This window comes from Palleronia marisminoris (assembly GCF_900172315.1).
Lineage (GTDB): Bacteria > Pseudomonadota > Alphaproteobacteria > Rhodobacterales > Rhodobacteraceae > Palleronia > Palleronia marisminoris.
In genome coordinates, this window is the sequence record NZ_FWFV01000001.1 from 266484 (window position 1) to 291823 (window position 25340).

General features: G+C 66.1%; 27 protein-coding genes, 1 tRNA gene and 1 pseudogene. 17 read left to right on the forward strand and 12 right to left on the reverse strand.

From position 1 onward, the window contains the following. Window positions 1–66: 66 nt before the first annotated feature. The 3 genes from rimK to PAM7066_RS01290 are packed head-to-tail and all read left to right on the forward strand — an operon-like array spanning window position 67 to window position 3635. Window positions 67–1464 carry a 30S ribosomal protein S6--L-glutamate ligase gene (gene rimK / locus PAM7066_RS01280; RefSeq protein WP_085852304.1) on the forward strand — a complete coding sequence of 466 codons (1398 nt, stop codon included), beginning with the start codon at window positions 67–69 and terminating at the stop codon, window positions 1462–1464. A gap of 47 nt (window positions 1465–1511) precedes the next feature. Further along, window positions 1512–3221, forward strand: a complete 1710-nt coding sequence (locus tag PAM7066_RS01285; RefSeq protein ID WP_085852305.1) for a mechanosensitive ion channel family protein — start codon at window positions 1512–1514, stop codon at window positions 3219–3221. Between the two features lie 60 nt (window positions 3222–3281). Further along, window positions 3282–3635 (forward strand): SUF system Fe-S cluster assembly protein, encoded by a 354-nt coding sequence (locus PAM7066_RS01290; protein WP_085852306.1) that lies wholly within the window; start codon window positions 3282–3284, stop codon window positions 3633–3635. Between the two features lie 34 nt (window positions 3636–3669). Here PAM7066_RS01290 and PAM7066_RS01295 read toward each other — a convergent pair whose 3' ends face one another. Together PAM7066_RS01295 and PAM7066_RS01300 are read right to left on the reverse strand one after the other, a co-directional pair. After that, window positions 3670–4491 (reverse strand): alpha/beta fold hydrolase, encoded by an 822-nt coding sequence (locus tag PAM7066_RS01295; protein ID WP_085852307.1) that lies wholly within the window; start codon window positions 4489–4491, stop codon window positions 3670–3672. Window positions 4492–4560: 69 nt separating this feature from the next. Then, complete coding sequence (locus PAM7066_RS01300) at window positions 4561–4950, reverse strand: DUF2147 domain-containing protein (protein ID WP_085852308.1); 390 nt, start codon at window positions 4948–4950, stop codon at window positions 4561–4563. A gap of 134 nt (window positions 4951–5084) precedes the next feature. Between PAM7066_RS01300 and hisA the strand changes: the two genes are divergently transcribed. Further along, window positions 5085–5804 carry a 1-(5-phosphoribosyl)-5-[(5-phosphoribosylamino)methylideneamino]imidazole-4-carboxamide isomerase gene (gene hisA, locus PAM7066_RS01305; RefSeq protein ID WP_085852309.1) on the forward strand — a complete coding sequence of 240 codons (720 nt, stop codon included), beginning with the start codon at window positions 5085–5087 and terminating at the stop codon, window positions 5802–5804. Here the strand turns inward: hisA and PAM7066_RS19230 are convergent. Continuing rightward, window positions 5739–5948, reverse strand: coding sequence for a formate dehydrogenase accessory sulfurtransferase FdhD (locus PAM7066_RS19230; protein ID WP_306456054.1), 210 nt, complete (start codon window positions 5946–5948; stop codon window positions 5739–5741). The two genes, hisA and PAM7066_RS19230, sit on opposite strands and share 66 nt — an antisense overlap. Here PAM7066_RS19230 and PAM7066_RS19235 point away from each other — a divergent pair. From PAM7066_RS19235 to PAM7066_RS01320, 3 genes are read left to right on the forward strand one after another with little or no spacing between them, the layout of a single operon-like run. Further along, window positions 5887–6210, forward strand: a complete 324-nt coding sequence (locus PAM7066_RS19235) for a hypothetical protein (protein WP_245749578.1) — start codon at window positions 5887–5889, stop codon at window positions 6208–6210. The two genes, PAM7066_RS19230 and PAM7066_RS19235, sit on opposite strands and share 62 nt — an antisense overlap. A gap of 6 nt (window positions 6211–6216) precedes the next feature. Next, window positions 6217–6978 carry an imidazole glycerol phosphate synthase subunit HisF gene (gene hisF, locus PAM7066_RS01315; RefSeq protein ID WP_085852311.1) on the forward strand — a complete coding sequence of 254 codons (762 nt, stop codon included), beginning with the start codon at window positions 6217–6219 and terminating at the stop codon, window positions 6976–6978. Further along, complete coding sequence (locus PAM7066_RS01320; RefSeq protein ID WP_085852312.1) at window positions 6975–7292, forward strand: phosphoribosyl-ATP diphosphatase; 318 nt, start codon at window positions 6975–6977, stop codon at window positions 7290–7292. Before hisF ends, PAM7066_RS01320 begins: the two co-directional genes overlap by 4 nt. Window positions 7293–7354: 62 nt before the next feature. Here PAM7066_RS01320 and purN read toward each other — a convergent pair whose 3' ends face one another. Then, window positions 7355–7960: a phosphoribosylglycinamide formyltransferase gene (gene purN / locus PAM7066_RS01325; protein WP_085852313.1), complete on the reverse strand. Its 606-nt coding sequence runs from the start codon at window positions 7958–7960 to the stop codon at window positions 7355–7357. After that, window positions 7957–9000: a phosphoribosylformylglycinamidine cyclo-ligase gene (gene purM, locus PAM7066_RS01330; protein ID WP_085852314.1), complete on the reverse strand. Its 1044-nt coding sequence runs from the start codon at window positions 8998–9000 to the stop codon at window positions 7957–7959. The genes purN and purM overlap by 4 nt, the downstream gene beginning before the upstream one ends. A 103-nt stretch (window positions 9001–9103) precedes the next feature. Between purM and PAM7066_RS01335 the strand changes: the two genes are divergently transcribed. Next, window positions 9104–9180: transfer RNA gene (locus PAM7066_RS01335), tRNA-Ile, on the forward strand. A gap of 571 nt (window positions 9181–9751) precedes the next feature. Next, window positions 9752–11530, forward strand: coding sequence for an SLC13 family permease (locus PAM7066_RS01345; protein ID WP_085852316.1), 1779 nt, complete (start codon window positions 9752–9754; stop codon window positions 11528–11530). Between the two features lie 27 nt (window positions 11531–11557). On the opposite strand, the gene PAM7066_RS01350 is transcribed toward PAM7066_RS01345, so the two are convergent. Next, window positions 11558–11920 carry a hypothetical protein gene (locus PAM7066_RS01350; RefSeq protein ID WP_139214927.1) on the reverse strand — a complete coding sequence of 121 codons (363 nt, stop codon included), beginning with the start codon at window positions 11918–11920 and terminating at the stop codon, window positions 11558–11560. 127 nt (window positions 11921–12047) lie between these two features. Continuing rightward, window positions 12048–12680 (reverse strand): SOS response-associated peptidase family protein, encoded by a 633-nt coding sequence (locus PAM7066_RS01355; protein ID WP_175484557.1) that lies wholly within the window; start codon window positions 12678–12680, stop codon window positions 12048–12050. A 390-nt stretch (window positions 12681–13070) separates the two neighbouring features. Here PAM7066_RS01355 and PAM7066_RS01360 point away from each other — a divergent pair. Then, a pseudogene (locus PAM7066_RS01360) lies at window positions 13071–13804 on the forward strand (IS3 family transposase); the annotation flags it as partial. A gap of 142 nt (window positions 13805–13946) precedes the next feature. Here PAM7066_RS01360 and PAM7066_RS18800 read toward each other — a convergent pair. After that, entirely contained in the window at window positions 13947–14444 is a 498-nt protein-coding gene (locus PAM7066_RS18800; RefSeq protein ID WP_176237554.1) for a hypothetical protein, read from the reverse strand. A 382-nt stretch (window positions 14445–14826) separates the two neighbouring features. Between PAM7066_RS18800 and PAM7066_RS01370 the strand changes: the two genes are divergently transcribed. Beyond that, on the forward strand, window positions 14827–15153 hold the full coding sequence (locus PAM7066_RS01370; RefSeq protein ID WP_139214928.1) for a hypothetical protein: 327 nt from the start codon (window positions 14827–14829) through the stop codon (window positions 15151–15153). Window positions 15154–15839: 686 nt separating this feature from the next. Here PAM7066_RS01370 and PAM7066_RS01380 read toward each other — a convergent pair. Next, window positions 15840–16040 carry a hypothetical protein gene (locus PAM7066_RS01380; RefSeq protein ID WP_085852322.1) on the reverse strand — a complete coding sequence of 67 codons (201 nt, stop codon included), beginning with the start codon at window positions 16038–16040 and terminating at the stop codon, window positions 15840–15842. A 157-nt stretch (window positions 16041–16197) separates the two neighbouring features. Here PAM7066_RS01380 and PAM7066_RS18805 point away from each other — a divergent pair, with 157 nt between their 5' ends. Both PAM7066_RS18805 and gap read left to right on the forward strand, forming a co-directional pair. Further along, on the forward strand, window positions 16198–16338 hold the full coding sequence (locus PAM7066_RS18805; protein ID WP_175484540.1) for a hypothetical protein: 141 nt from the start codon (window positions 16198–16200) through the stop codon (window positions 16336–16338). Window positions 16339–16447: 109 nt separating this feature from the next. Next, window positions 16448–17458: a type I glyceraldehyde-3-phosphate dehydrogenase gene (gap, locus tag PAM7066_RS01385; protein ID WP_085852323.1), complete on the forward strand. Its 1011-nt coding sequence runs from the start codon at window positions 16448–16450 to the stop codon at window positions 17456–17458. A 40-nt stretch (window positions 17459–17498) separates the two neighbouring features. On the opposite strand, the gene PAM7066_RS01390 is transcribed toward gap, so the two are convergent. Together PAM7066_RS01390 and PAM7066_RS01395 are read right to left on the reverse strand one after the other, a co-directional pair. After that, window positions 17499–18431, reverse strand: a complete 933-nt coding sequence (locus tag PAM7066_RS01390; RefSeq protein WP_085852324.1) for a calcium/sodium antiporter — start codon at window positions 18429–18431, stop codon at window positions 17499–17501. A 186-nt stretch (window positions 18432–18617) separates the two neighbouring features. Further along, window positions 18618–19037, reverse strand: a complete 420-nt coding sequence (locus PAM7066_RS01395; RefSeq protein ID WP_085852325.1) for a DUF6314 family protein — start codon at window positions 19035–19037, stop codon at window positions 18618–18620. A 78-nt stretch (window positions 19038–19115) separates the two neighbouring features. On the opposite strand from PAM7066_RS01395, the gene purB reads away from it, so the two are divergent. The 4 genes from purB to PAM7066_RS01410 all read left to right on the forward strand — a co-directional run bounded on the left by purB (window position 19116) and on the right by PAM7066_RS01410 (window position 22758). Continuing rightward, window positions 19116–20426, forward strand: a complete 1311-nt coding sequence (gene purB / locus PAM7066_RS01400; RefSeq protein ID WP_085852326.1) for an adenylosuccinate lyase — start codon at window positions 19116–19118, stop codon at window positions 20424–20426. Window positions 20427–20504: 78 nt separating this feature from the next. Then, window positions 20505–20651, forward strand: a complete 147-nt coding sequence (locus PAM7066_RS18810) for a hypothetical protein (RefSeq protein WP_175484541.1) — start codon at window positions 20505–20507, stop codon at window positions 20649–20651. 69 nt (window positions 20652–20720) lie between these two features. Continuing rightward, window positions 20721–21785: a FliG C-terminal domain-containing protein gene (locus tag PAM7066_RS01405; protein ID WP_085852327.1), complete on the forward strand. Its 1065-nt coding sequence runs from the start codon at window positions 20721–20723 to the stop codon at window positions 21783–21785. Window positions 21786–21864: 79 nt separating this feature from the next. Then, a complete protein-coding gene (locus tag PAM7066_RS01410; RefSeq protein WP_085852328.1) occupies window positions 21865–22758 on the forward strand; it encodes a lysophospholipid acyltransferase family protein in 894 nt (297 codons plus the stop codon). A gap of 9 nt (window positions 22759–22767) precedes the next feature. Here the strand turns inward: PAM7066_RS01410 and PAM7066_RS01415 are convergent, their stop codons facing one another. Next, on the reverse strand, window positions 22768–25254 hold the full coding sequence (locus tag PAM7066_RS01415; protein ID WP_085852329.1) for a penicillin-binding protein 1A: 2487 nt from the start codon (window positions 25252–25254) through the stop codon (window positions 22768–22770). Between the last annotated feature and the right edge of the window lie 86 nt (window positions 25255–25340).

A 25340-nucleotide genomic window follows, 5' to 3' on the forward strand; every position in this document is an offset into this window, starting at 1 on the left:
GGAGCGGCGGCTTCGCGCAATTGCCCCCGGACCGAATTACTGCGACCGAAGCAGGAGAGCTGACGCATGACCGAACCGCTACGCCTTGGCTGGGAAGAATGGGTCGCCCTGCCCGATCTCGGGCTGCCCGCGCTGAAGGCCAAGGTCGATACCGGTGCCAAGACCTCGGCGCTGCATGCGTTCGAGATCGAGCCCTTCGGCCCCGCCTCGAATCCGAAGGTGCGGTTCCTGATGTACCCGGTCCCGCAGAAGCCGGAGCTGGCGATCGCCTGCTCCGCCCCGGTCGTGGATCGCCGCGAGGTGACCTCGTCCAACGGCGAGGCCGAACTGCGCTACGTGATCGAGAGCAAGCTCCAACTGGACGGCCGCACCTGGCCGGTCGAGCTGACGCTGACCGACCGCGGATCGATGCAATACCGGATGCTGATCGGCCGGCAGGGCATCCCCGAGGATGCCGTCGTCGCCCCGCAGGACAGCTTCTGCCAGCCCGAGCTGACCTACGACGTCTATTCCTCGGCCAAGGTCCGCGAGGTCGCGCCCGACCGGTCGCTGCGCATCGCCGTCCTCAGCCGCGAGCCGGACACGTATTCGACTCGCCGCCTCGTGGAAGAGGGGGAAAAGCGCGGCCACACGGTCGAGGTCATCGACACCCTGCGCTGCTACATGACGCTGAACGCAATGGCGCCCGACATCTACTACGACGGCAAGCGCCTGCCCCGCTACGACGCCGTCATCCCGCGCGTCGGCGCCTCGATCACGCCCTACGGGACGGCCATCGTCCGCCAGTTCGAGACCATCGGGACGTGGTGCCTGAACGGCTCGGCCGGGATCACCGCCAGCCGCGACAAGCTCCACGCGCACCAGGTGCTCGCCCGCCAGAAGATCGGGATGCCGGTCACCGCATTTGCCTCGTCGCCGAAGGACACGGCGAACCTGATGAACATCGTCGGCTCCGCGCCCGTGATCGTGAAGCTGCTCGAGTCGACCCAAGGCAAGGGCGTCGTACTGGCCGAAACCAAGAAAGCCGCCGAAAGCGTCATCTCGGCCTTCCGGGGCCTCAAGGCCAACTTCCTCGTCCAGCAGTTTGTGAAAGAGGCCAATGGCGAGGATATTCGCTGCATCGTCATGGGTGGCCGGGTCGAGGCTTCCATAAAACGCAGCGCGGCGGCGGGCGAGTTCCGGTCGAACCTGCACATGGGCGGCACCGCCTCTGCCGTGAAGATCACCAAGGCCGAGCGCGAGACCGCGATCCGCGCCGCCCGCGCCTTCGGGCTGGGGCTGGCGGGCGTGGACCTTCTGCGGTCGGATGACGGTCCGAAGGTGCTCGAGGTCAACAGCTCTCCGGGTTTCGAGGGGGCCGAGACGGCGAGCGGCAAGAACCTCTGCGGCGCGCTCTACGACATGATCGAGAAACGCGCCCGCCCCGCGCCCGCGCGCAAACGAGGTAGATCGAGCCAGAGCTAGGCGCCCTGCCACGGGACTTTGCGGCGCGGCGCGCCATATCACGCGCCATGACCATTCTACGCGCCGCTGCCCTCGCCCTTCTGACCGCCCTGTTCTGCCTGCCCGCCGTGGGACAGCCGCTCGGCGGCGGATCATCGCAATCCGGGGGCGGCTCCGGCTCCTCGTCATCGGGCGATAGCCCGCCGGGCACCTGGTTCCCGGTCGAGACCCTGAACGATGGGCTGCCCCCGCCGCCGGACTGGGTGGACCGCCGCACCCCGCAGGGAGCGGTCGAGAGCTTCCTCGACGCCATGAGCTCGAACGCGCCCGAGGTTGCCGCCCACATGCTCGACCTGACCGCCATCCCGCCCGAAGAACAGCTTGAGCGCGGCGCAACCCTCGCCGCCCATCTCGACGCGGTGCTGGACCGGCGGGCGATCATCTCGTGGCGGCAACTCCTTGGACGGCCCGATGCGCTGAACGCAGGCCAAGCCTCCTCGGCCGCCATGTCCGGAGAGCCGCGCCGATCCCTTCTCATCGGCGTGCTGGACGACGGCGACCGCGAGGCGGCGATCCGCCTGAACCGGGTCAAGCCCGAGGACGGAGACCCTGTCTGGGTGTTCTCGCAGCGTACCGTCTCGCAGATCCCGTCGCTCTACGATCAATATGGCCCCACCGAGCTCGAGAAGAGCCTTCCGGGCTGGCTCAAGCGCGAGACCTTCTTCGGTCCGCGGGTGTTCGAGGCGATCGGCCTTCCCCTCGTCCTGATCGCGGCAGGAATTGCGGGATGGCTCACCTACAAGGTCTTCGCCATGCTGTCGCGCCGGGCCACCGGCTACTGGTCCCGCGTGGCGTTGCGGGCGATCAGGTGGCCGCTGATCATCATCGTGACGACGACCGTCATCCTCGCCCTGGCGCTGGAGGTGCTGACCGTGTCGGGCAAGGTCGCCTCGGTGCTGACGCCGGCGACCCTGATCGCCTATGTGATCGCGGTGCTGATGTTCACGATGTCGCTTCTGGACACCGCGCTGAACCGCATCGTCACGCTCGACGCCGACAGCCTGTCCGACCCCGAAAATTCGACCGTCCGCAACTACGCGACGGTCATGACGGCGGCCCGGCGGGCCACGATCCTGCTGGGGTGCCTGGTGGGGCTCGGGATCGTGCTGTCCTCGGCCAACGCGTTCCGCTCGCTCGGGTTCTCGCTTCTGGCCTCGGCCGGCGCCCTCACGCTGATCATCGGTTTCGCCGCGCGGCATGTCCTGGGCAACATCCTGGCGAGCTTGCAGATCGCCATCAATCGCTCGGCCCGGATCGGAGACCTGATCATCTTCGAGGGCGTCTTCGCCACGGTCGAGCGCATCCACTTCACCTATATCCAGCTGCATACCTGGGACGACAACCGCGTCGTCGTGCCGGTCAGCCACTTCATCAGCGACAAGTTCGAGAACTGGTCCATGGAATCGGGCGGCAAGATCTGCTGGAACAAGATGACCCTGCACCAGCATGCCGATGTCGACGCGATCCGGGAGGCGTTCCTCGACCTCGCCGACGACCATCCCGACGTCACGAGGGACGACGATTGCAAGGCGCTGGTCCTCGGGCATGACGCCTTCGGGATCACGGTCCGCTTCCAGTACCGGGTCGAGGATGCGAACAAGGTCTGGGCCACGCAGTGCGACATGGGCGAGCGCATCATGAAGGAGGCTCAGCGGCTCGAATCCGAGACGGACCGCCGGATGCTGCCCGACACCGGGATCGGCGACATGTCGGACTGACCCTCTGGACTGTCCGGCCGGCAATTCCTATGTCATTTCGAGCAGACGAAGGGGAAACGCATGTCCGACCAGCTGGAAGGGGCGCCGCTGATCAAGCCGTCCTCGACCGACCACCCGCTGCACGAGCAGATCGTCGCGGCGTGCCGAACGGTCTACGACCCCGAGATCCCGGTGAACATCTACGATCTCGGCCTCGTCTACACGATCCTCGTCAACGACGAGAACGAGGTCAACGTGATCATGACCCTCACCGCGCCGGGCTGTCCCGTCGCCGGCGAGATGCCGGGCTGGGTCGCCGAGGCGATCGAACCCCTGCCCGGGGTCAAGCACGTGGATGTCGAACTGACGTGGGAGCCGCCCTGGGGCATGGACATGATGTCCGATGAAGCGCGGCTTGAACTGGGCTTCATGTAGGCGGCTTGCGGCGCTCGCACGCCGCATGCCTGGCTCAGGCTTTCAAAAAGTCGATCAGGTCGCGGTTCAGTTGCTCGGCATGGGTGGCGAGAAGGCCGTGGGGCGCGTGCTCGTATTCCTTCAGCGTGGCGTCCTTGATCGCCTTGGCGGCGGCGCGGCTCGACGTGTCGATCGGCACCACGGCGTCTCCGGTTCCGTGCACCACCAGCGTGGGCACGTCGATCGCCTTCATGTCCCGGCGCAGGTCGGTGTGGCCGAAGGCGTCGATGCAGTCGAGCGTCGCCTTGGGCGATGCCATCATCGCCATGGCCCATGCCCAGTGCAGCACCGCTTCCGACACGCCGCCGCCCTTGCTGTCGTTGCCGAAGAAGCCGGGGAAGAAGTCCTTCATGAAGGCCGCGCGGTCCTTCCTCACCCCGTCCTTCATCTGGGTGAAGACCTCTTCGGCCACGCCCTTCGGGTTGTCGTCGGCCTTCTTCATGTAGGGCGCGATGGACGAGATCAGCACCGCCTGCCGTAGCTTCGACGTGCCATGGCGCGAGATGTAGCGCACGACCTCGCCGCCCCCCATCGAGAAGCCCGCAAGCGTAACGTCGCGCAGGTCGAGCGCGTCCATCACGCTTGCCAGGTCGTCGGCCATCGTGTCGTAGTCGTAGCCCTTGAAGGGCTGGCCCGACCGGCCGAAGCCGCGGCGATCGTACGAGATCACGCGGAAGCCGGCCTCGGTCAGGGCGAGGGCCTGATGCTCCCAGCTGTCCGAGTTCAAGGGCCAGCCGTGGATCAGGACGACGGGGCGGCCTTCGCCCCAGTCCTTGACGTAAAGCTCTGTCTTGTCTGCGGTTTGCACGATGGGCATGGCATAGGTCCTCGTTCCTGTTTGTCAGGTTACCGGACCAACACCATGCCGCGCGTGTCGTTCCGCCTGCTACTGGACCTTCACCCAAGTCTGGCTCTTGCAGATCAGGCCCCCGGCGACGCATCCGGAGAGGGTCATCTGGTTGCCATCGACCGCCGCCTTGCCCGAATAGACCTTCTCGTTGGCGGGCCGGTAGACCTGCCCGGTGTAGCGACCGTCGCCCTGCGGCACCATCGACCGGACGATCTGCACTCCGTCCGTCGGCGACTGAACGGGTGCGCCGCTGGTGTCGAAGGTGCGGACCTTGGTGCCGCAGAACCCGTCTCCGCATGGCGTGACCTGGATATGGCCGACGCGCCCCTCGTCGGGCTGGGTCTGCCAAGTCCCCTCGATCGGGTCGGCGCTTGCCATCCCGGCGACCGCGAAACCCGCAGCGAGGGCGATGAGCGTGCGTTTCATGTCTGTCTCCTCCCATGAGAACCGCGGCGATGCTTGCCCATTCCGCGCGCCCGACAAAGCGTGACGTTGGGTCGGCTTGGCAAGCAGGCGCCCCGGTGCCAGAAGGCGGGCGACATTGATCCCTGGAGAGCGCCATGATCCTCTACCCCGCCATCGACCTCAAGGATGGCCAATGTGTGCGCCTGTTGCGCGGCGACATGGACGCGGCCACCGTGTTCGGCGAGGACCCAGCCGCCCAGGCCGTGACCTTCCAACAGGCGGGCTGCGAGTGGCTGCACCTCGTGGACCTGAACGGCGCGTTCGAGGGCAAACCGGTGAACGGCGCCGCGGTCGAGGCGATTCTGAAGCGCGTGGACGTCCCCTGCCAGTTGGGCGGCGGCATCCGCGACATGGAGACGATCGACATGTGGCTCGACAAGGGCCTCGCGCGGGTGATCCTGGGCACGGTGGCGGTCGAAAACCCCGACCTCGTGCGCGAAGCTGCCGCCAAACATCCCGGGCAGGTCGCCGTGGGCCTCGATGCGCGGAACGGCCGGGTCGCCACCCGCGGCTGGGCCGAAGAGACGGACATGCAGGTCACCGACCTTGCCCGCAGCTTCGAGGATGCCGGCGTGGCGGCGATCATCTACACCGACATCGACCGCGACGGCGCCATGGCGGGCCCGAACGTCGCCGCGACCGAGGCACTGGCAAGGGCCGTCTCGATCCCGGTCATCGCGTCGGGCGGCGTTTCCTCGATGGACGACCTCACGGCGCTGCGAGACACCGGCGTGATCGCGGGCGCGATTTCAGGACGAGCGCTGTATGACGGCGCGATCGACCTGGCCCGGGCGCTTCACGCGTTGCGCGACTGACAGGCCCCAAGCGATGCGATGCGGTGCGGGTGGGTGGGTGAAGACCTCGTACGCTCTGCCGCGCGCCAGGGCCACGAGGGTCATGTCGGCCTCCTCGGCGGCGGCAACGGAGGCGATGGTCGGGGTCGACACGGCGATCAGCACGGTGCAACCCGCCTTCGCTGTGGGTGACGCCGGAGACGGGATCGAGCGGCGGCTCGGCGCGCTTTCGGTGATCCGGTTCCAAATTTGCGAGGGCACGGTCGGCTCCGATTATCCCGAGGCCAATGTCCTCATGCCCCTGTCGCTGCACGACACGATGTCAAGACGCCGGGATCCAAGGCTCACCCGGGGCGGTTCGAGCGCCACGCGGCGGGCTGAGCGACCGCTGCGGGCGCTTGTTCCCGGCCTGCGTCGCCGCTACTGAGGGGCCATGCTGAAGACCCGCATCATCCCCTGCCTCGACGTGGCCGACGGCCGCGTGGTCAAGGGCGTCAACTTCGTCGACCTGCGCGACGCCGGCGATCCCGTGGAAGCCGCGCGCGCCTACGACGCCGCAGGCGCCGACGAGCTGTGCTTCCTCGACATCCACGCCACGCACGAGAATCGCGGCACGATGTTCGACCTCGCCCGCCGCACGGCCGAGCAGTGCTTCATGCCGCTGACCATCGGCGGCGGCGTGCGGACGGCGGACGACGTGCGCAACCTTCTGCTGGCTGGGGCGGACAAGGTGTCCTTCAACTCGGCCGCCGTGGCGAACCCGGATGTCGTGGCCGAGGCCGCCGACCGCTTCGGCGCTCAATGCATCGTCGTCGCCATCGACGCCAAGACGGTCGAGCCCGGCCGGTGGGAGATCTTCACCCATGGTGGCCGCAAGCCCACCGGCATCGACGCGGTCGAGTTCGCGCAGACGGTCGTGGCCAAGGGCGCCGGAGAGATCCTGCTGACATCGATGGATCGGGACGGCACGCGGTCGGGCTTCAACCTGCCGCTGACCCGCGCGATCTCTGATGCCGTGTCGGTCCCGGTAATCGCGAGCGGCGGTGTCGGCACGCTCGACCACCTGGTCGAAGGCGTGACCGAGGGCGGCGCTTCGGCGGTGCTGGCGGCCTCGATCTTTCATTTCGGCGATTACACCATCGGCGAGGCCAAGGCCCATATGGCCGCCGCCGGCATTCCCGTGAGGCTGGAATGAAGGACGACCACGCCATCGCCCGCCTTGCCGCCACGATCGACCTGCGCAAGGGAGCGGACCCCGAGGAAAGCTGGACCGCGAAGCTGCTGGCGAAGGGCCCCGAAAAGGCTGCCGAAAAGTTCGGCGAAGAAGCCATCGAGGCCGTGATTGAAGCGGTAAGGGGCGACCGCGAGCGGCTGACCTACGAGGCGGCAGATGTGCTGTATCACCTGCTGGTCATGTGCGCGGCGCGCGACGTCTCGCTGGCGGATATCGAGGCGGAGCTTACCCGGCGCGAGCAGCGCTCGGGCCTCGAGGAGAAGGCGGCGCGCTGAGCTGTCGCTTCAGCGACGCGGTCGCCGAAGTTAGAACAGAGCATCCCACGCATCTTCGTGTCTCAATCCTGCGGCGGCCAGTCCATGGAAACCGGGCTGCGGTCGTCCAGGACGAAGCTGTGCAGGACAGCCGGATAAAGCCGGTGCTCCATCGTCAGAACCCGCGCGGCGAGAGTCGCGGGGTCGTCGTCCTGCATGACGGGCACGCGCGCCTGGCCCAGGATCGGGCCGGCGTCGAGATCGGGGATGACCTCGTGAACGGTACAGCCGGCCTCGGTCTCGCCAGCGTCCAGCGCGCGGGCGTGCGTGTGCAGGCCCCGGTATTTCGGCAGGAGCGAGGGGTGGATGTTCAGCATCCGGCCCTTCCACTCGGCTATGAAATCGGCGGTCAGGATCCGCATGAAGCCGGCGAGACAGATCACGTCTGGTCGGGCGGCGCGCAGGGGTTCCGACAGGGCCGCCTCGAACGCGGCGCGGTCCTTGCCGAAGGGACGATGATCCACCGCCGCCGTCTCGATCCCCCAGTCCCGGGCGCGCTTCAGGCCACCCGCCTCGGGATCGTTCGACAGCACGAGGCAGGGTCGCGCCGGGTGGTCGCCGGTCATGCTGTGGACCAGGCAGGCCATGTTCGACCCGCCGCCCGAAAGCAGGATCGCGACGCGTTTCACAGGGCGCCGACGGTCGCGACGCCCTGCCCTTGCCCGACGCGGCCGATCTGGTGGACCGCCTGGCCCTCGGCCTCGAAGGCGGCGGTGGCAGCGGCGCTTGCCTCGTCGGGCACCACGACGACGAAGCCGATGCCGCAATTGAAGGTCCGGAGCATCTCGACCTCGCTCACGCCGCCCTCCTGGCGCAGCCAGGTGAAGACCGGGGGCAGCTCCCATCCGCCGAGGTTGATCTCGGCACCGAGGCCCTCGGGCAGGACGCGCGGCAGGTTTTCGAGCAACCCGCCGCCGGTGATGTGGGCGAAGCCGTGCGCGCCGGCTTCCATCGCGCCGAGCGCACCCTTGACGTAAAGGGCCGTCGGCGACAGCAACGCGGCACCCAGCGTGGTGCTGTCGTCCCACGGGCAGGCGTCGGACCAGCTGATCCCCGCGCGTTCGATGATGCGACGGACGAGCGAGTAGCCGTTGGAGTGCACGCCGCTGCTTTCGATGCCGAGGATCAAGTCTCCATCCGTCACGCCGGCGGGCAGCGCCCTGCCCCGCTCCATCGCGCCGACGGCGAAGCCCGCAAGGTCGAAATCGCCGCCCTCGTACATGCCGGGCATCTCGGCCGTTTCGCCACCGATCAAGGCGCAACCTGAGCGCGCGCAGCCCTCGGCAATGCCCTCGACCACCTTGGCCGCGCTGTCCGTGTCGAGCTTGCCGGTCGCGAAATAGTCGAGGAAGAACAACGGCTCGGCGCCCTGGCAGACTAGGTCGTTGACGCACATGGCGACGAGGTCGATGCCGACCTGCCCGACCTCGCCCGTGTCGATGGCAATGCGCAGCTTCGTCCCGACCCCGTCGGTCGCGGCGACCAGGATCGGGTCGGTGTAGCCGGCGGCCTTCAGGTCGAACAGCGCGCCGAATCCGCCCAGTCCCGACATCGTGCCGGGGCGTGCGGTGCGTGCCGCCGCCGGCTTGATCCGCTCGACAAGGTCGTTCCCGGCAGAGATGTCCACACCCGCCGCGGAATAGGTCAGTCCGTCGTTCTTGTCGGTCATGGCAGCCTCCGGAAGATTGTGCCGCGGCGTTAGCGCGGAACGGAAGCTGCCGCAAGCCGGGCGCTTCCCCTGCCCGCGCACCTCTGTTAAGGGCGGGGCGGACGGGCCTGTAGCTCAATTGGTTAGAGCAGAGCGCTCATAACGCTTTGGTTGGGGGTTCAAGTCCCTCCGGGCCTACCATTTCCCGCCGAACACCGGTAAGATAAGGCACAAAGTGCCCCACGGATTGCGCGCCGGGGGCATATGTCTTCAATGACTTGCAAGCTTTGTGTCCCACGATTCCCGCTCATCACTACATGCCGCCCAAACGTCACAAGGACGCACGATGAGTTGTCTCGCCGTCCTGGCCGTTACCGCCGCAATGATCATCGACGGTGACACCGTGTGGGCGCCGGGGGCAAACGTGCGTCTCACTGGGGAAGGAGGCGGGTCGTTCGATGCGCCTGACACATGGGAAACCGAATGCCGCTCGGAGGCGAAACTGGGTGTCCCGGCGACGGATCAAGTCCGCGCCCTGTTGCCGGGGACGTTCTGCATCGTTGGCTACGGCGCAGGCAGCCATGGAACGCCAGCGCAAAGCCATTGAGCACGTCTTGCGAACCCTGATAGAAAGGGCCGTTGAGGAGAACGTGGCTCGCCTTTCGGGTGAGGCAGGTGCAGGCCGGAGCTTATGCATGAGTGAACACTCCTCCGCCTTGGAAGGCGGGCGACGGCAGAACCGTCTTGGTATGCATGGGCACATGGCCGGAAGATGACGGATTTTTTCTCCGAGCCGCATGTCGACGCTTATCTGACGCTGGGCGTCCTGCTCATCATGTTCACGCTTTTCATGCTCGAGACCTACCCTGTCGAGGTTTCGGCAATGCTGGGCGCGGCCGCTGTCGTCATCCTTGGCATCGTCCCCGCCGATGGCGTGCTCGAGGTATTCGCGAACCCGGCACCCTGGACCATCGCCGCCATGTTCATAGTCTCGGCCGGACTGGTCCGGACGGGCCTGATCGGCAGCTTCGCGTGGTTCGTGTCGCGGCAGGCGGCCGATCACAAGGTGCTGGTGATCTGTGGTGTCGCAGTCGTCGTGGCGGCCGCCTCGGCCTTCACCAACAATACGCCACTTGTCGCCGTGATGATCCCCGTGACAGTCCAGCTTGCGCAGGCGATGGGAATGTCGCCCTCCAAGCTCCTCATCCCGCTATCCTACCAGGCCGTGCTCGGCGGGATGATCACGATGATCGGCACCTCTACCAACATCCTCGTCGATGGCGTGGCGCGGGCGCAAGGCCTGGCGCCCTTCGGCCTGTTCGAGATCGCGCCACTCGGCCTCGCGGTCAGCGTCGTCGGATTCGTCGCGATGTGGGTCCTGGTGCCATCGCTGTTGCCGGACCGCCAATCGATCTCGGACCTGCTGGGCGCGCGGAAGCGCCCCAGGTACTTCACCGAGGTCGTCTTGCCGCAGGGCTCGCCCCTCATCGGAGCGCGCGCGACGGAGGTCACGATCTTCAGGCGCGAGGGGATGCGCCTCATCGACGTGATCCGCGGCGATCAGAGTCTGCGACGGAGCTTTCCCGACGTCGCTCTGGCCGAAGGCGACCGGGTCGTGCTTCGCACGGAGATGCAGGAGCTCCTCGGCCTCAAGGACTCCAAACAGGTGACGTTGGTCGACCGCATCGCCTCCACCCGCACGTCGACGGTCGAGACCCTGATCCTTCCCGGCTGCCGCATGATCGGCCGCTCGCTCGGGCAGCTCAGGCTCCGGCGACGCTACGGCGTCTATCCGGTGGCGGTCCACCGGCGCAGCCAGAACATCGGCCGCCAGCTCGACGACATCGTGGTGCGGGTTGGGGACACACTGTTGCTCGAGGGGGCACCGGATGACATTCGTCGCCTCGCCGCCGACATGAACCTTGCGGATCTCAGCGCTCCGACCGACCGGCCCTACCGGCGCAAGCATGCGCCGCTCGTTCTGGGCGTGGTGAGCGCAATCGTCATTCTGTCGGCATTCGACCTCGCGCCGATCCAGATCCTCGCCATGCTGGGGGTCGCGATCCTGCTTGCCACCAGGACAGTCGAGCCAGAGGAGGCATATTCAGCGGTCAGTGCACCGCTCCTGATCCTGATCCTGTCGATGCTGATCGTCGGCGACGCGATGGATCGATCGGGGGCCGCACAGCTGATCGTGGACCCGCTCTTGCCCTGGCTGGCGGATCTGCCACCGCTGGCCGTGCTTTTCACGCTGTATTTCCTGACCCAGATCCTGACCGAGCTTCTGTCGAACAACGCCGTCGCGGTGATCGTTACACCCGTCGCCATCACTCTGGGCCAGACTCTCGGCCTTGATCCGCGACCGCTGGTGGTCGCGGTGATGTTCGCGGCAACGCTCGCGTTCGCGACACCGATCGGCTACCAGACGAACACGATGGTCTATGCACCGGGCGGCTACAAATTCACTGACTTCACCCGGATCGGCCTGCCGCTCAACATCGTGACAGGGATCACGGCCTGCCTGTTCATCCCGCTCATCTGGCCGTTGTGAGCGCGTAGGTTCGGAAACTTGAGGGTTCTATTGGAAGACAGCAGCCGCTTTCCGAACGAGTTGCAGTAGCTCGTAACTGTCCGCGTCGAGCGCGACCAGCATACCGTCGATCACGGCGTAGCGGCTCCCGTCTGTCAACGGCGGCAGATTAAGACGTGAGATGTCGTCTATCCAATCCACGTCTTCGGGATCGACTCGCTCACCGATCCGGTGGCGGTTCAGCCACTCTTGCGTCGTTACACCCTTCTTTGCCTGCCCGGGAGGCACACAAGGTGGGTTCTTCTTTGCGAGTCCCGGGGGGCAGTTGCCGGGTTGTGCAGCGACAGGCTGCGCTGCAGCAAAGGAAACGGCCGCAAGCGCAATCGCGGCGAGTGTATTCAGATAGGTCATGCGCAGGATTCCCATACCGGTTCGGTGCTGCAGCTTGTTGCCACGAAAGGGTCGCTTCGACGTGGCAACTCTATCGCCCCAGCCCGGTTCCAACCTACTGGAAGACGAGCAGAAGACCGCTGATGAGCTAAGAAGGTGATCCGACCCGGAGCACACCGTCCCGAAGCGGGCGCTGGAGTTTCTTCGCTTCGCCCCACTCCGCGTGGAGCCAGATCTCCCTCTCATCCGGCTCGGTGAGGATCGCCGGCATCGCCTTCGGGTGGATCTCTGCAACCTCCGCGTTCGGCTCCGTCGTCAGGAAGGCGAACAGGTTGTCCGTGGTCTCGCCGTCCTTCAGCTTACGGAGGCTCGTCCAGCTCTCGACCCAGATGCCTGCGAACATCGGCGTGACATCCTGTGGGAAACGAAACCACACGTTGCCGCGGCCCCTGCCGAGCGGTTCCGCGAAGGCCGTTAGAGGAACGAGGCAGCGATGCTCCGGGCCGAGCCACCGGCGCCAATGGGGCGAGGCAGTATTCCGGATGTTCGTCACTCCTCGATCGATACCGCTCTTGCTGTGATACTGCTTCGGACTGGGCATACCCCAGCGGGCACTCTGCAGAACGATGTCGGCGCCGCTCACGCGCGCGATCGGCGCCCCTTGATCGGGATAGACCTCTTCTCCAGCCCCAAGGTTGCCGAGTCGGTCATCAACGCGCCGTCCAGCGAACAGCCCTCGCAACTCGTCCTGAGTCCGATTCATTGAATAGAGGTTGCAGATGTGGACGGCTCCTCCTTGTCACGATGGTAGCAGATTTCCGACCAAGTCGATTGCCATCAGATGTCCGGCCTGTTTGCGCGAGAAGAACCCGCTGGCCTAGATGGTGTTCGCTACGCCCGTTCCAAGCACGTTGGCGGCATTTAGAGTGCCGGTGCAATCTTCGGAATCTCGTGCGTAACGTCCAATTGGTTCTTCCATCTCCTGCGTCCTGCAAGTTTGGTGGCTATCCTCCAGACGATCCGCCCTTCAGTGCCAATTGTCGATCATGCCGGCACCCTTTCGGATGGTCGCCAGTAGTTCCCGCCGACACGATCAGGCGCCGGGTGGCCTGCCCCCTGAAAAGTGGTCCTCCCTGAAGTATGGCTTGCGAGCCGATTGGAGGATGCAGGAATGCCCCGGAAGAGACACAAGCCGGAAGAGATCGTCGCGAAGCTTCGGCAGGTCGACGTGCTGGTACCGCAGGGCCAGGCGGTGGCCGAGCCGGTGCGATCGATCGGCGTGACGCAGTTCACCTGCTACCGGTGGCTTAAGGAGTTCGTCGGTCTGAAGATCGACCAGGTGAAGCGGCTGAAAGCGCTCGAGAAGGAGAACGAGCGCCTGCGGAAGGCTTCGATCACATCAGGCAGAAATTCCGGGTGTCGGAACGGATCGCCTGCCGTGTTCTCGGACAGCATCGCCCCGCACAGCGGAAGGTGCCGCGAGGGCGGGCGGACGAGGACGCGCTGACTGAGGACATCGTCGCGCTCGCCACGCACTACGGCCGCTACGGCTATCGTCGGATTGCAGCGATGCTGCGTGATGCCGGCTGGGTCTTGAACGCCAAGCGTGTGGAACGGATCTGGCGGCGGGAGGGGCTGAAGGTTTCCCAGAAGCAGCCCAGGAAGGCTCGGCTCTGGCTGAACGACGGGTCGTGCATCCGTCTGCGGCCGGAGCGGCCGAACCACGTCCCCCTCTCGGCAGATTGCTCTGCAATCTCCTTCCGGGCAGCGGACGAGCTGCTGGATGGCGGGATCTTCCACTCCCTCGCTGAGGCTCGCGGCGTGAACGAGGCATGGCGCGTCCGTTACGATACAGCGCGGCCCCACTCGTCCCTGGGCTACCGGCCGCCCGCGCCGGAGGCCATCCATTGGTTGGCCAGCCCCCATCGGGAGGTCCGGTTTCAGTCTTGGTGCATGACGCATCGATCGCTGATGATCGCATCACAAGAGCCTCGTCTTCCTGTCATTTTCCGCTCGACCTGCGAATGTCAGTCGACTCTAGGCTCCCCTACCTGTTGCCCGGCGGATTGCGGTAGACGGTCAGCACCCAATAGGCGCCTCGGTCATCCTCGGAAATCGCCTCATACCGGGCACGCAGGGCGCGGGTCGAGAAGGGGGTCGCGGCGTGAACCCCGAAAAGCAGCAAGAGCCCTACCGGCGCATCACCAAGGAAGAGGCCAAGCGTATCGTCGCCGTTTACGCAGCCGACAAGAAGCGGTGGCGGCGCATCCTGTGCCGTCTGGGCCTGCATCACTGGCGCGCGAGCTGCTGCGGCCAGAGCGCGTCGGCCGTCGCTGTGGATGGAGCGTTCCGGAATGACCGACCGTCCGATCCTGTTCTCCGTGCCGATGATCCGCGCGTTGCTCGAGGGGCGAAAGACCCAGACGCGGCGGGTGCTGAAAATCCAGCGGAAGTCTAATATGAGAAAAAAGACGCGACCGATATCCCAAAGAACACCACCGACACGATCAGGCTGCCCCAGGTCGCCAGCCAGAGCGGAAGCCAATCGCGCCACCCCTCCTCAGGATCATCCGGTTGGAATATCTCATCCTCTTTCTGCACGTGGCGCTTCATTATGGATCCTCCCCCGCCATGCGGAGAACCACTGGCCCCGCATCTCTGGCTTCTTGATGAAGCCACGCAGGAGATCGTCTGTAATCGGACCAAAGGCGGAGAGATTTAGCGAGCTGGAGCGCGGGTATTCCCCCCAAGGATATCGCGCGCCGGAACGTTGCCCTTGTTGCGGAGAGGAGGACTGACACCATGGGAGCACCGCACCTGGAATTCGTCCCCCACCTACTGCCCGACCCTGCGCGGCCTGCCGATCCTCCGGCGCGTTCTCGGCGGCAAGCGACTCTATGACCGATACGCGCTTGACGCCTAGGCCGATGACCTCGCATCTGATGGGGAGGACGAGACGGGTGGATGGTGACGCGCGGGTCGATTTTTCGGGGCTGATGATCGAGCGCCTGCCATCAGGCAACACCCGGTGCCGCGTCCGGATGAAAGGCGACAAGGCCCGCAAGATCACCCTACCCGTCAATCCGGATCACCCCGACTTCGCAGATCACTACCGCGCCGCCCGCGCCGGGGAGAGGCTGTCCGTGACTGGGGTGCATGGGCCAGACCGGGGCACGCTCGGCTGGCTGGTGGCCCTCAACCTGGAGCGCCTTTCAGCGACGGTCGCCGCCGGTCAAGCCTCGCCGCTCACTTAAAGGAACGCCGCAGTCTCGCCAGTTTCGTTCTGGCCCAGATCAGCGAGCAGAAGCGCTCGGCTGGCAAGGACCAATGCGGACTGCCTGCGGCCGAGCACAACGCCTTCAAGGATCGAATGGCGGCGACCCCCGGCAAGGCCCTGAACGTGTGGAAGTTCCTGCGCGCGGTCTACAATTTCGGATTGGAACGCGGCCATGTTGGCGTGAGTCCGGCGCGCGGCCGTCGCGGCTCCGGTCTACCGCAGCCAATGCGGCGCAACACCGTGGACGGTGGACGATTTAAACCGCTACCGCGACCCGCATCCGCGCGGAACAATGGCGCGCCTTGCTCTGAGCCCATTCATGTTCACCGCTTGCCAGATCGGGGATGTATACCGGCTCGGGCGCGCCAATGGCGGCGTCGTGTGGCTCGATTGGCAGCCCGGCAAGAACGGCTCGCGCCCCGTGTCTATGCCGGTCCTACCGCCGCTTGCCGCTATCAAGATGCTGTCACCTCGGAGGTCTGTACCCGGCACGTAGAGCGGCGGCGTCTCGGGCAGATGGCGGTGTCGAAACTGGCCGGCCAGGACTGGTGAAGTGCCCCACGGTATATTCTGCATGGAGTACACGCCACGCCATAGGTCGAATAAACAAGGCCGGAGCGGATCGCGGTTCAAGTCCCTCCGGGCCTACCAAACCCCGTCGCTTCACTGGATCGGATTGCCCCCGTCGTCCCGCCGAAGGGGACCGAAGATCGGCACCGCCTCGAGCGCGCATTCGCGTGCTTCGGCATAGGTCGCGCCCTCGTGGAACAGGATCCTGTGCCCCATCGGCGAGATCAGCCACACGAGGAACGAGGAGTCGCCACCGTCGCGGTCGCGTCGCTCGATCTCGATCCCTCCGCTCATGTGACGGACGGAGGGACGCCGGCAGGCGCGCGCCGCGAACCCGTGGTGCCAGCACGGATCAAGGGCCGGTAACGGCCAGGATCGAACGACCACTCCATCCGCTTGGACATAGCGCCTCTCTTTCCACAGCAAGGGGCCTCTGGCATGCTCCGCCGCGATGACGAACCGGACATCCCTCCTTGTCGCGTTGCTGGTCCTCGGGGCAATCTGGGCTGACATGCGGTTCGACTGGGGCGGGTCGCTGTTCCTGATGCGCAAGATCGACGGGCTGATCGGCTGGCTGGCCTTCTGGCGCTGAGCGTGGCCGCCTTGATAGCGTCGAACGGTTGACCCGGATCGGCAATTGGCTTTCAACAACGGCAAAACCTGCGCCGGCCGAGGGGGCCGGCCGTTTCCAGGAGGATACCATGGCAGTCAAGGTCGCCATCAACGGGTTCGGTCGCATCGGACGGAACGTGCTGCGCGGAATCATCGAGTCGGGCCGCACCGATATCGAGGTCGTCGCCATCAACGATCTCGGCCCCGTCGAGACGAACGCCCACCTGCTGCGCTACGACAGCGTCCACGGCCGCTTCCCCGGCGAGGTGACCACCGGCGACGATTGGATCGACGCCGGCCGCGGCAAGATCCGGGTGACGTCGCTGCGCGATCCGAAGGAACTGCCGTGGCAGGATGTCGACGTCGCGATGGAATGCACCGGCATCTTCACGAAAGCCGACCAGGCCGCGCTGCACCTCGAGAACGGGTCGAAGCGAGTTTTGGTCTCGGCCCCGGTGTCCGGCGATAGCCAGCCGCAGGTCAAGACGATCGTCTACGGCGTCAACCACGAGAGCCTCAGCGCCGAGGACAAGGTGGTGTCGAACGCGTCCTGCACGACGAATTGCCTGTCCCCCGTCGCCAAGGTCCTGAACGACGCGATCGGGATCGAGCGCGGCTTCATGACGACGATCCACAGCTATACCGGCGACCAGCCGACGCTCGACACGGTGCACAAGGATCTCTACCGCGCGCGGGCTGCCGGGCTGAACATGATCCCGACCTCGACCGGTGCCGCGAAGGCCGTGGGCCTCGCCCTGCCCGAGCTTCAGGGCAAGCTCGACGGTGTCGCGATCCGGGTGCCGACGCCCAACGTCTCGGTCGTGGACCTGACCTTCACCGCCTCGCGCGAGACCACGGTCGAAGAGATCAACCAAGCGATCAAGTCGGCGGCGAACGGCAAGCTGAAGGGCGTGCTGGGTTATACCGAGGACAAGCTGGTCTCGTCCGACTTCAACCACGATCCGCACTCGTCGATCTTCCACATGGACCAGACGAAGGTGCTGGACGGCACGATGTGCCGCATCCTGACGTGGTATGACAACGAGTGGGGCTTCTCGAACCGCATGGCCGACACCGCTGTCGTCATGGGCAAGCTCTGAGCCACCTCGTGCGCCGCCCCGCGAAGGGCGGCGCACTTCTTCACAGGGCGGTCGCTGCGAGCCAGCCGATATAGGCGGCGTAGAGCGCGACCAAGCCGGCCCCCTCGCCCCGCGTGACCTTCCAGCCGGTTATGGCGACCGCCGCGAGGATCAGCGTGGCGGCCCCCATCACCCAGATGTCGAAATTCGCGATCTCGGCCGGCACCTCGAGCGGTCGGGCCAGCGCCGTCACGCCGAGGATCCCGAGGACGTTGTAGATGTTCGAGCCCAACACGTTGCCGAACGCGATGTCGCCCTGCTTGCGGATCGCCGCCATGACGGCCGTGACCAGTTCGGGCAGCGAGGTGCCGACCGCGACGATGGTCAGCCCCACCAGCGTATCGGACACGCCCGCGGCCGTCGCTATCTCGGTCGCCGAGGACACGAGGAACCGCGCGCCGAGGATCGTCAGCGCGATGCCCCCGACCGCATAGAGCGACGCGCGCCAGAGCGGCATCTCGATCGTCAATTCGTCCTGCGGCGGCGTGGGAGTCTTCCGGTCCATCCGGTAGGCCACCACGATGTAGGCGATCAAGCCGCCCAACAGCACCGCGCCGCCGACCCGGCCGAGCACGCCGGTCACCACGATGACCGTCGTCGCGACCGTGGCGAGGATCAACGCGCCGCCATCGCGGCGGAACGCGTCGCGCGACACGGCCACCGGGCTGAGCATGGCGGCAACGCCGAGGATCAGCAGGATGTTGGCGATGTTCGAGCCCACGATATTGCCGACCGCAAGGCCCGGCGCGCCCGCGAAGGCCGCCTGAAGCGAGGTGACGAGCTCGGGCGTCGAGGTGCCGAAGCCCACGACCGTAAGACCGATGAGAAGCGGAGAGACGCCAAGCCGGTTGGCAAGGGCCACGGCCCCGCGGACCAGGGCCTCTCCTCCGGCCACGAGCAGGACCAGACCGAGAATGAGTGTGAGGACAAGCAAGAGATATATCCCGTCAGCCGGCCGCATGGGACAGGTATGGCTCCGACATCACGCGAGGCCGGCAGGCGCGCCAGAGGGGCCCGGAGCAGCCGAACACATGGCGCAGGGTCCGCCCGGCATCAAGGCGCGAAACGCACGGGGCGAAGATTCGCGCCCTGCCGTCGTCGTTTCGCAAGGCCGACCGCTCTACCGATCCGGCCGCGAATACCGGCTTGTTGCCACGTAGTCCTTCCGCGGGCCCGTCACGGTCCATTCCGCGGTCCAGGCAGGCCAAGCCGTGAAGTCGTAGCGCACGAGGTAGAGGTCGGGCGCGCAGTCATGGCGCGCCTCGGGCTGCAGGACAGAGGCGTCGAAGCTGTGGAACGGCCGCCCATCTGCGAAGCAGACGCGGAACCGGTTGCCGTCCATCCGCCACAGATGCGACTGCTCGGCCTCGAGCACCGTCTCGCCCATCTCGAGCCGCCCCGTCTCGACATAGCGCAGCACGGGGCCGTCGGGCGTGAACCGGGCGCTGCCGGTGAAATTCGCGTCGGGCGTGTCACGGCGATCCGCGACGATGCGCGTGAGCCGCCACGCGCCCTCGAAATCTTCCAGTTGCGGCGTCATCGCCTCGCCCTTGTGGCCTCATCCAGCGCGGTCTAAGCCACAGCCGTCCCGGCACGCCAGCAGAAAGGCACAATCCCCATGATCCCTCGCTATTCCCGCCCCGAGATGGTCGCGATCTGGGAGCCCCAGACGAAGTTCCGCATCTGGTTCGAGATCGAGGCGCATGCAGGCGACGCCATGGCCGAACTCGGTTCGATTCCCAAGAAAAACGCCGAGGCCGTGTGGAAGGCCAAGGACACGGAGTTCGACGTCGCCCGCATCGACGAGATCGAGGCCGAGACCAAGCATGACGTCATCGCCTTCCTGACCCACCTGTCCGAGATCGTCGGCGCCGACAACGCGCGCTTCGTGCACCAGGGGATGACCTCGTCCGACGTGCTCGACACGACGTTCAACGTGCAGTTGACCCGCGCCGCCGACATCCTCATCGCGGATGTCGAGGCGCTGCTGGCCGCGCTGAAGCGCCGCGCCTACGAGCACAAGGACACCGTCCGCATCGGCCGCAGCCACGGCATCCACGCCGAGCCGACGACGATGGGCCTGACCTTCGCCCGCTTCTACGCCGAGATGGACCGCAACCTCTCCCGCCTGCGCGACGCCCGCGCCGAGGTCGCCACCGGCGCGCTGTCGGGCGCGGTCGGCACCTTCGCCAATATCGACCCGCGCGTGGAAGAGCATGTCTGCGACAAGATGGGCCTCGTGCCCGAGCCGATCAGCACGCAGGTCATCCCGCGCGACCGCCACGCCGCCTTCTTCGCGACTCTGGGTGTCGTGGCGAGTTCGATCGAAAACGTCGCGACCGAGATCCGCCACATGCAGCGCACCGAGGTGCTGGAGGCCGAAGAGTTCTTCTCGAAAGGCCAGAAGGGCTCGTCCGCGATGCCCCACAAGCGCAACCCGGTCCTGTCCGAGAACCTCACCGGCCTCGCCCGCCTCGTCCGCATGGCCGTCGTCCCGGCGCTCGAGAACGTGGCGCTCTGGCACGAGCGCGACATCTCGCACAGCTCGGTCGAGCGCAATATCGGCCCCGACGCGACCGTGACGCTGGATTTCGCGCTCGCGCGGCTCACGGGGCTGATCGACAACCTCGTCATCTATCCCGACCGGATGATCGAGAACATGAACAAGTTCAAAGGGCTCGTCATGTCGCAGCGGGTTCTGCTCGCCCTGACCCATGCCGGGGTCAGCCGCGAGGACGCCTATCGCCTGGTGCAGCGCAACGCGATGAAGGTCTGGACCGAAGGCGCGGATTTCCAGACCGAGTTGCTGGGCGATCCCGAGGTCGCGCAGGCGCTGTCGAAGGAGGAGATCGCCGAGAAGTTCGATCTCGGATATCACACCAAGCATGTGGACACGATCTTTGCACGGGTCTTCGGCGAGACGCCGTGACACCCCTAACCGCAATAGTTTCCCCAAGGTCAGCTTTACGTGGTAAACTGCCCCATCGTGACCTTAGAGGAGACGACCATGAGGATTCTTCTGACCGCGCTCGCGCTGTTCGCCGCACCCACATTCGCCATGGCCGAGTGCGCAAGCGATAAGCAGGCCATGACCTGTGCCGAAGGCAGCGCCTATGACTCTGCGAGCAGAACCTGCGTGCCCGTTAGCAGTTGAACCGCGCACGGTAACACGCCGTTAACTCCGCTCAGCCTACCTTCCGGGCGAAAGACCCTGGAGGGCGGGATGATCACGGCACTGGCCACGCAGGAAGAAGATTTCGCGCCGCAGTTGGGCGGAAGCGGCGCACCGCGCAGCCTGTCGCGCCGCGAAAAGGCGGCGGTCGTCGTGCGGCTTCTTCTGGCCGAGGGCGTCAAGTTGCCGTTGATGTCCCTCCCCCCCGCGCTCCAGGCCGAGCTCATCTCGCAGATGAGCCGGATGCGTTTCATAGACCGCCAGACCCTGCGCGAGGTGGCCGAGGAATTCGCCACCGAACTCGACGGGATCGGCCTGGCGTTCCCGGGTGGAGTGGACGGTGCGCTGAAGGCGCTCGAAGGCGCCATTTCGGCGGATGTCATCGCGAAGATGCGCGCGCAGTCTGGCGCGTTCTGGGGCGAAGACCCGTGGGAGACGATCTCGCGGTTCGACGTCCCGAAGCTGGTCGAGCTCATGCAGCGCGAAAGCCCCGAGATCGGCGCGGTGATCCTGTCGAAGCTCAATGTCAGCACGGCGGCCGAAGTTCTGGGAAAGCTGACCGGGCCCGAGGCGCGTCGGCTGACCATCGCCGTCAGCGACACCGCCGACGTGATGCCCGACACGGTCCGTTGCATCGGAGCAGCCCTCGCGGCACAGCTTCAGGCCGAGCCGCCCCGCGCCTTCACCGCCGCCTCGGTCGAACGGATCGGCGCGATCCTCGACGTCTCCCCCGCTCCGACGCGCGAAGATGTGCTTGCAGGGCTCGATGAAGAGGATCGCGAGTTCGCCGATCAGGTGCGTGCGGCGATCTTCACTTTCGTGGACATCCCCGAGAGGGTCGATCCCAAGGATGTGGCCGCGATCGCCAAGGCCGTCGAGCAGGCGAGCCTCGTCGCGGCGCTTGCCGGAGCGGCGGGCGATCCGAAAATGGCCGTCGCATCCGATTTCATCCTGTCGAAACTGCCGGGCCGCCTGGCCGACACGATCCGCGCCGAAGTAGCCGAGTTCGGACCGATCACCGACGCCGACAGTGAAACGGCACAAATCGCCGTGGTTCGTGCCATTCGCACGCTGGCCGATTCCGGCGGGATCAAGCTGGCCACCGCAGCAGAGTGAGCCGCCTTCGGCGGCCAGGTTGTGCCCTCCGGCGCTGCCGGGTAACCCTCGCGCTACCAGACGCTGCGAGGTGTTACGCTTGGCCCGCCAGAACCGATCCGAAGTCGTCGATGCGACGCAGAACGTCCTGATCCGCAGTCTGCTGGGCGCCGTGCTCGCGCTGCCCTACGCCACGCGCGTGCGGCTGATGGGCCGGCTCGCCACCACCGTCATCGCTCCGGCAGCAGGCTGGCGCCGGCGCATCCGCGAGAATCTTGCGCATGCCTGCCCGGACCTTTCCGCAAGCGAGGTCGAGCGGTTGGTGCGCGCGGTGCCGGACAATGTCGGCCGCACGCTGATCGAGATCTACTCGGGCGGGGAGTTCAAGCGCCACGTGGCTGGCACTCCGCTGGAGGGCCCCGGCGTCGAGACCCTGCACACCGCGAGGGCCGAAGGTCGCCCCGTCGCGCTCGTCACGGCGCATATGGGCAATTTCGATGCCCTCCGCGCAATCCTCTTCTCCGAGGGGTACGAAGTGGCCGGGCTCTACCGCGAGATGAACAACCCCCGTTTCAACGACCACTACGTCAAGGCCTTGAGCGAGATCGGTACGCCGTTGTTCCCGACGAAGCGCGAAGGCGTCGCGCAGTTCGTTCGCCACCTCGCGAGGGGGGGCATCATCGGCATCCTGACCGATGTATATAACCGCAAGGGCGCCGAGACGACCTTCTTCGGCAAGAGTGCCCCGACATCCACTGCCGCCTGCCACTGGGCGGTCAAACACGGCGCCGTGGTGATCCCGTGCTATGGACTGCGTCAGCCAGACGGGCTGTCCTTCCGCCTGGTCATGGAAGATCCCGTGCCCCACGGCGACCCGGTCGAGATGACGCAAGAGATAAACGACCGACTCGAGGCCGTGGTGCGCGAGAACATGGACCAGTGGTTCTGGATTCACCGCCGCTGGAAACCCGAACGCAAGCGCAAGCGTCGCTGAGAGCGGCCGTCAGTAGAGCCCGCCCGAGCTCATCGATCCGTGGGATGCCTTCCTGGTCGGGATCGTGACCGTCTGACCGCTGGCATTCTGCACCTGCTGGCCCGCCGAGACGCCGGCCCCGCGGGCCTCGTCCACCAGCGGCAGATTCGCCCCCATGGCAAAGCCCCCGTCGAACGAGACGCCGAACATCGGCTCTTCGCCAAGGCGGAAGTACTCGGCCACGACGTCCGGGCCGCTGGCCGAGTCGGGCAGACGCGCGCCGGTGTAGCGGTTGATCTTTATGAAATGGCCGCCGGGAGGCACCTCGAACGGACCACCACCGTATTTCTTGGTCGCAGCCTGCATCACCTTGTTGAAGACGGGCGCGCACATGCCGCCGCCCGAGGCGTTGGACCCCAGCGAGCGTGGCTGGTCGTAGCCGATGTAGCAGCCCGCCGCGATGTTCGAGGTGAAGCCCACGAACCAGACGTCCTTGGCGTCATTCGTGGTGCCGGTCTTGCCGGCCACCGGAACGCCCAGGTCGACCTTGCCTCGCGCGGTGCCGTTCTCGACCACGCCCTTCATCATCGAGGTCAGCTGATACGCCGTGATCGCGTTCATCACCCGCTCGCGATCAGACACGATCTGCGGCGCAAACCCGTCTTCCAGCAGCGCGACGTCGCAATCGACGCATTGGCGGCGGTCATGCTTGTAGACCGTCCGGCCCCAGCGATCCTGCACGCGATCCACCAATGTCGGCTCGACCCGCTCGCCGCCGTTGGCGAACATCGAATAGGCCGCGACCATCTTGTAGAGCGTCGTCTCTTCGGCGCCGAGCGAGTTGGCCAGGAAGCGGCCCATGTTGTCATAGACTCCGAAACGCTCGGCGTAGCTCGCGACAGTGTCCATTCCGACCTCTTGCGCGAGGCGGACGGTCATCAGGTTCCGCGACTGCTCGATCCCCGTTCGCAACGGCGTCGGCCCGTAGAACTTGTTCGAGTAGTTCTTGGGCCGCCACATGCCCTGGGGCGTGTTGATCTCGATCGGCGCGTCCACGACGATCGCGGCCGGGCTGAAGCCGCTGTCCAGTGCGGCGGCATAGACGAAGGGCTTGAAGGACGAGCCTGGCTGCCGGGTTGCCTGCGTGGCGCGGTTGAAGACCGAGTGCTGGTAGGAAAAGCCGCCCTGCATCGCGAGGACGCGGCCGGTGTCCACGTCCATCGCCATGAACGCGCCCTCGACCTCGGGTGCCTGTCGCAGAGTCCAACCCGCGTCCCCGGCTCGGCGGACATGGACGACGTCCCCGACCTCGAACTCGTCGTGGAAACTGCCGGGAAGCCAGCTGATGTCGTCGCGGGGGACAGACTGCTCGCCCTCGCCCTCCACCCCGACGCGCATGGATTGGTCGCCGATCTCAAGTACCACGGCGGGGTACCATTGACCTCCGACCTCGATGTCGCGAGCGACATCGATGGTCTCGAGCGCGCTCTGCCAATCCGACAGCTCGTCTGCCGGGATGCTTTTCCCCGTACCGCGCCACTGCCCGCGGCTGCGGTCGTAGTCTTCCAGCGCCTCTTGCAGGGCGACGGCAGCGACCTTCTGCAGCTCCGGATCGATGGTCGCGCGCACCGAGAGGCCGCCCGAGAAGAACTCGCCCTCGCCGTAGTCGCGGCTCAGCTGGCGGCGGATCTCGTCGGTGAAATAGTCGCGGGGGGGGATTTCGTCGCGAAAGCTCTCGAAGTCGCCGCCCTGCACTGACAGAAGCGGTGCGACGCGGGCTTCGCGATACTCGTCCTCGGTCAGGTAGTCGTTGTCGAACATCTCGCGCAGGACGTAGTTGCGCCGCGTGATGGCGCGTTCGCGCGCGCGTACCGGATGGTAGGTCGAGGGCGCCTTGGGCAGCGCGGCGAGATAGGCGGCCTCTTGCGGTTCGAGTTCGGAGAGCGACTTGTTGAAGTAGCTCTGCGCGGCGGCGGTGACGCCATAGCTGTTCTGTCCCAGGAAAATCTCGTTGAGATAGAGTTCTAGGATCTTGTCCTTGCTCAGCGTCTCTTCGATGCGGGCGGCGAGGATCAGCTCCTTGACCTTCCGCTCGGCCGAGCGCTCGCCACCCAGCAGGAAGTTCTTCATGACCTGCTGCGTGATGGTCGAAGCGCCCCGCACCCCGTTGCCGGCAGCCGCATCTATGGCGGCGGCAACCATACCGCGCGGATCGTAGCCCTGGTGGGTGTAGAAGTTCTTGTCCTCGGCCGAGATGAAGGCGTGCTTCACCATCGCGGGGATCTCGTCCGCCGGGGTGAAGAGGCGCCGCTCCTTGGCGAACTCGTCGATGATGTTCCCCTCGCCCGAGTAGATCCGGCTGATCGTCGGCGGTGTATATTGCGCCAGCTGATCGGTGTCGGGCAGATCGCGGGAATAGATCCAGAAGACCGCACCGATCGACAGTGCAATCGCGAGCGCCCCCATGGTCACGAGCGTGAAGAGACTGCCGATAAGGGACAGGAAGGCACGGATCACAGGTGCGATCTCCGAAAGCTGGGAGGGGGTGTCGCGCCTTACTAGCGTGAACGCCCCGTGAAATCAAAACTGCATCGGCGGAAAAC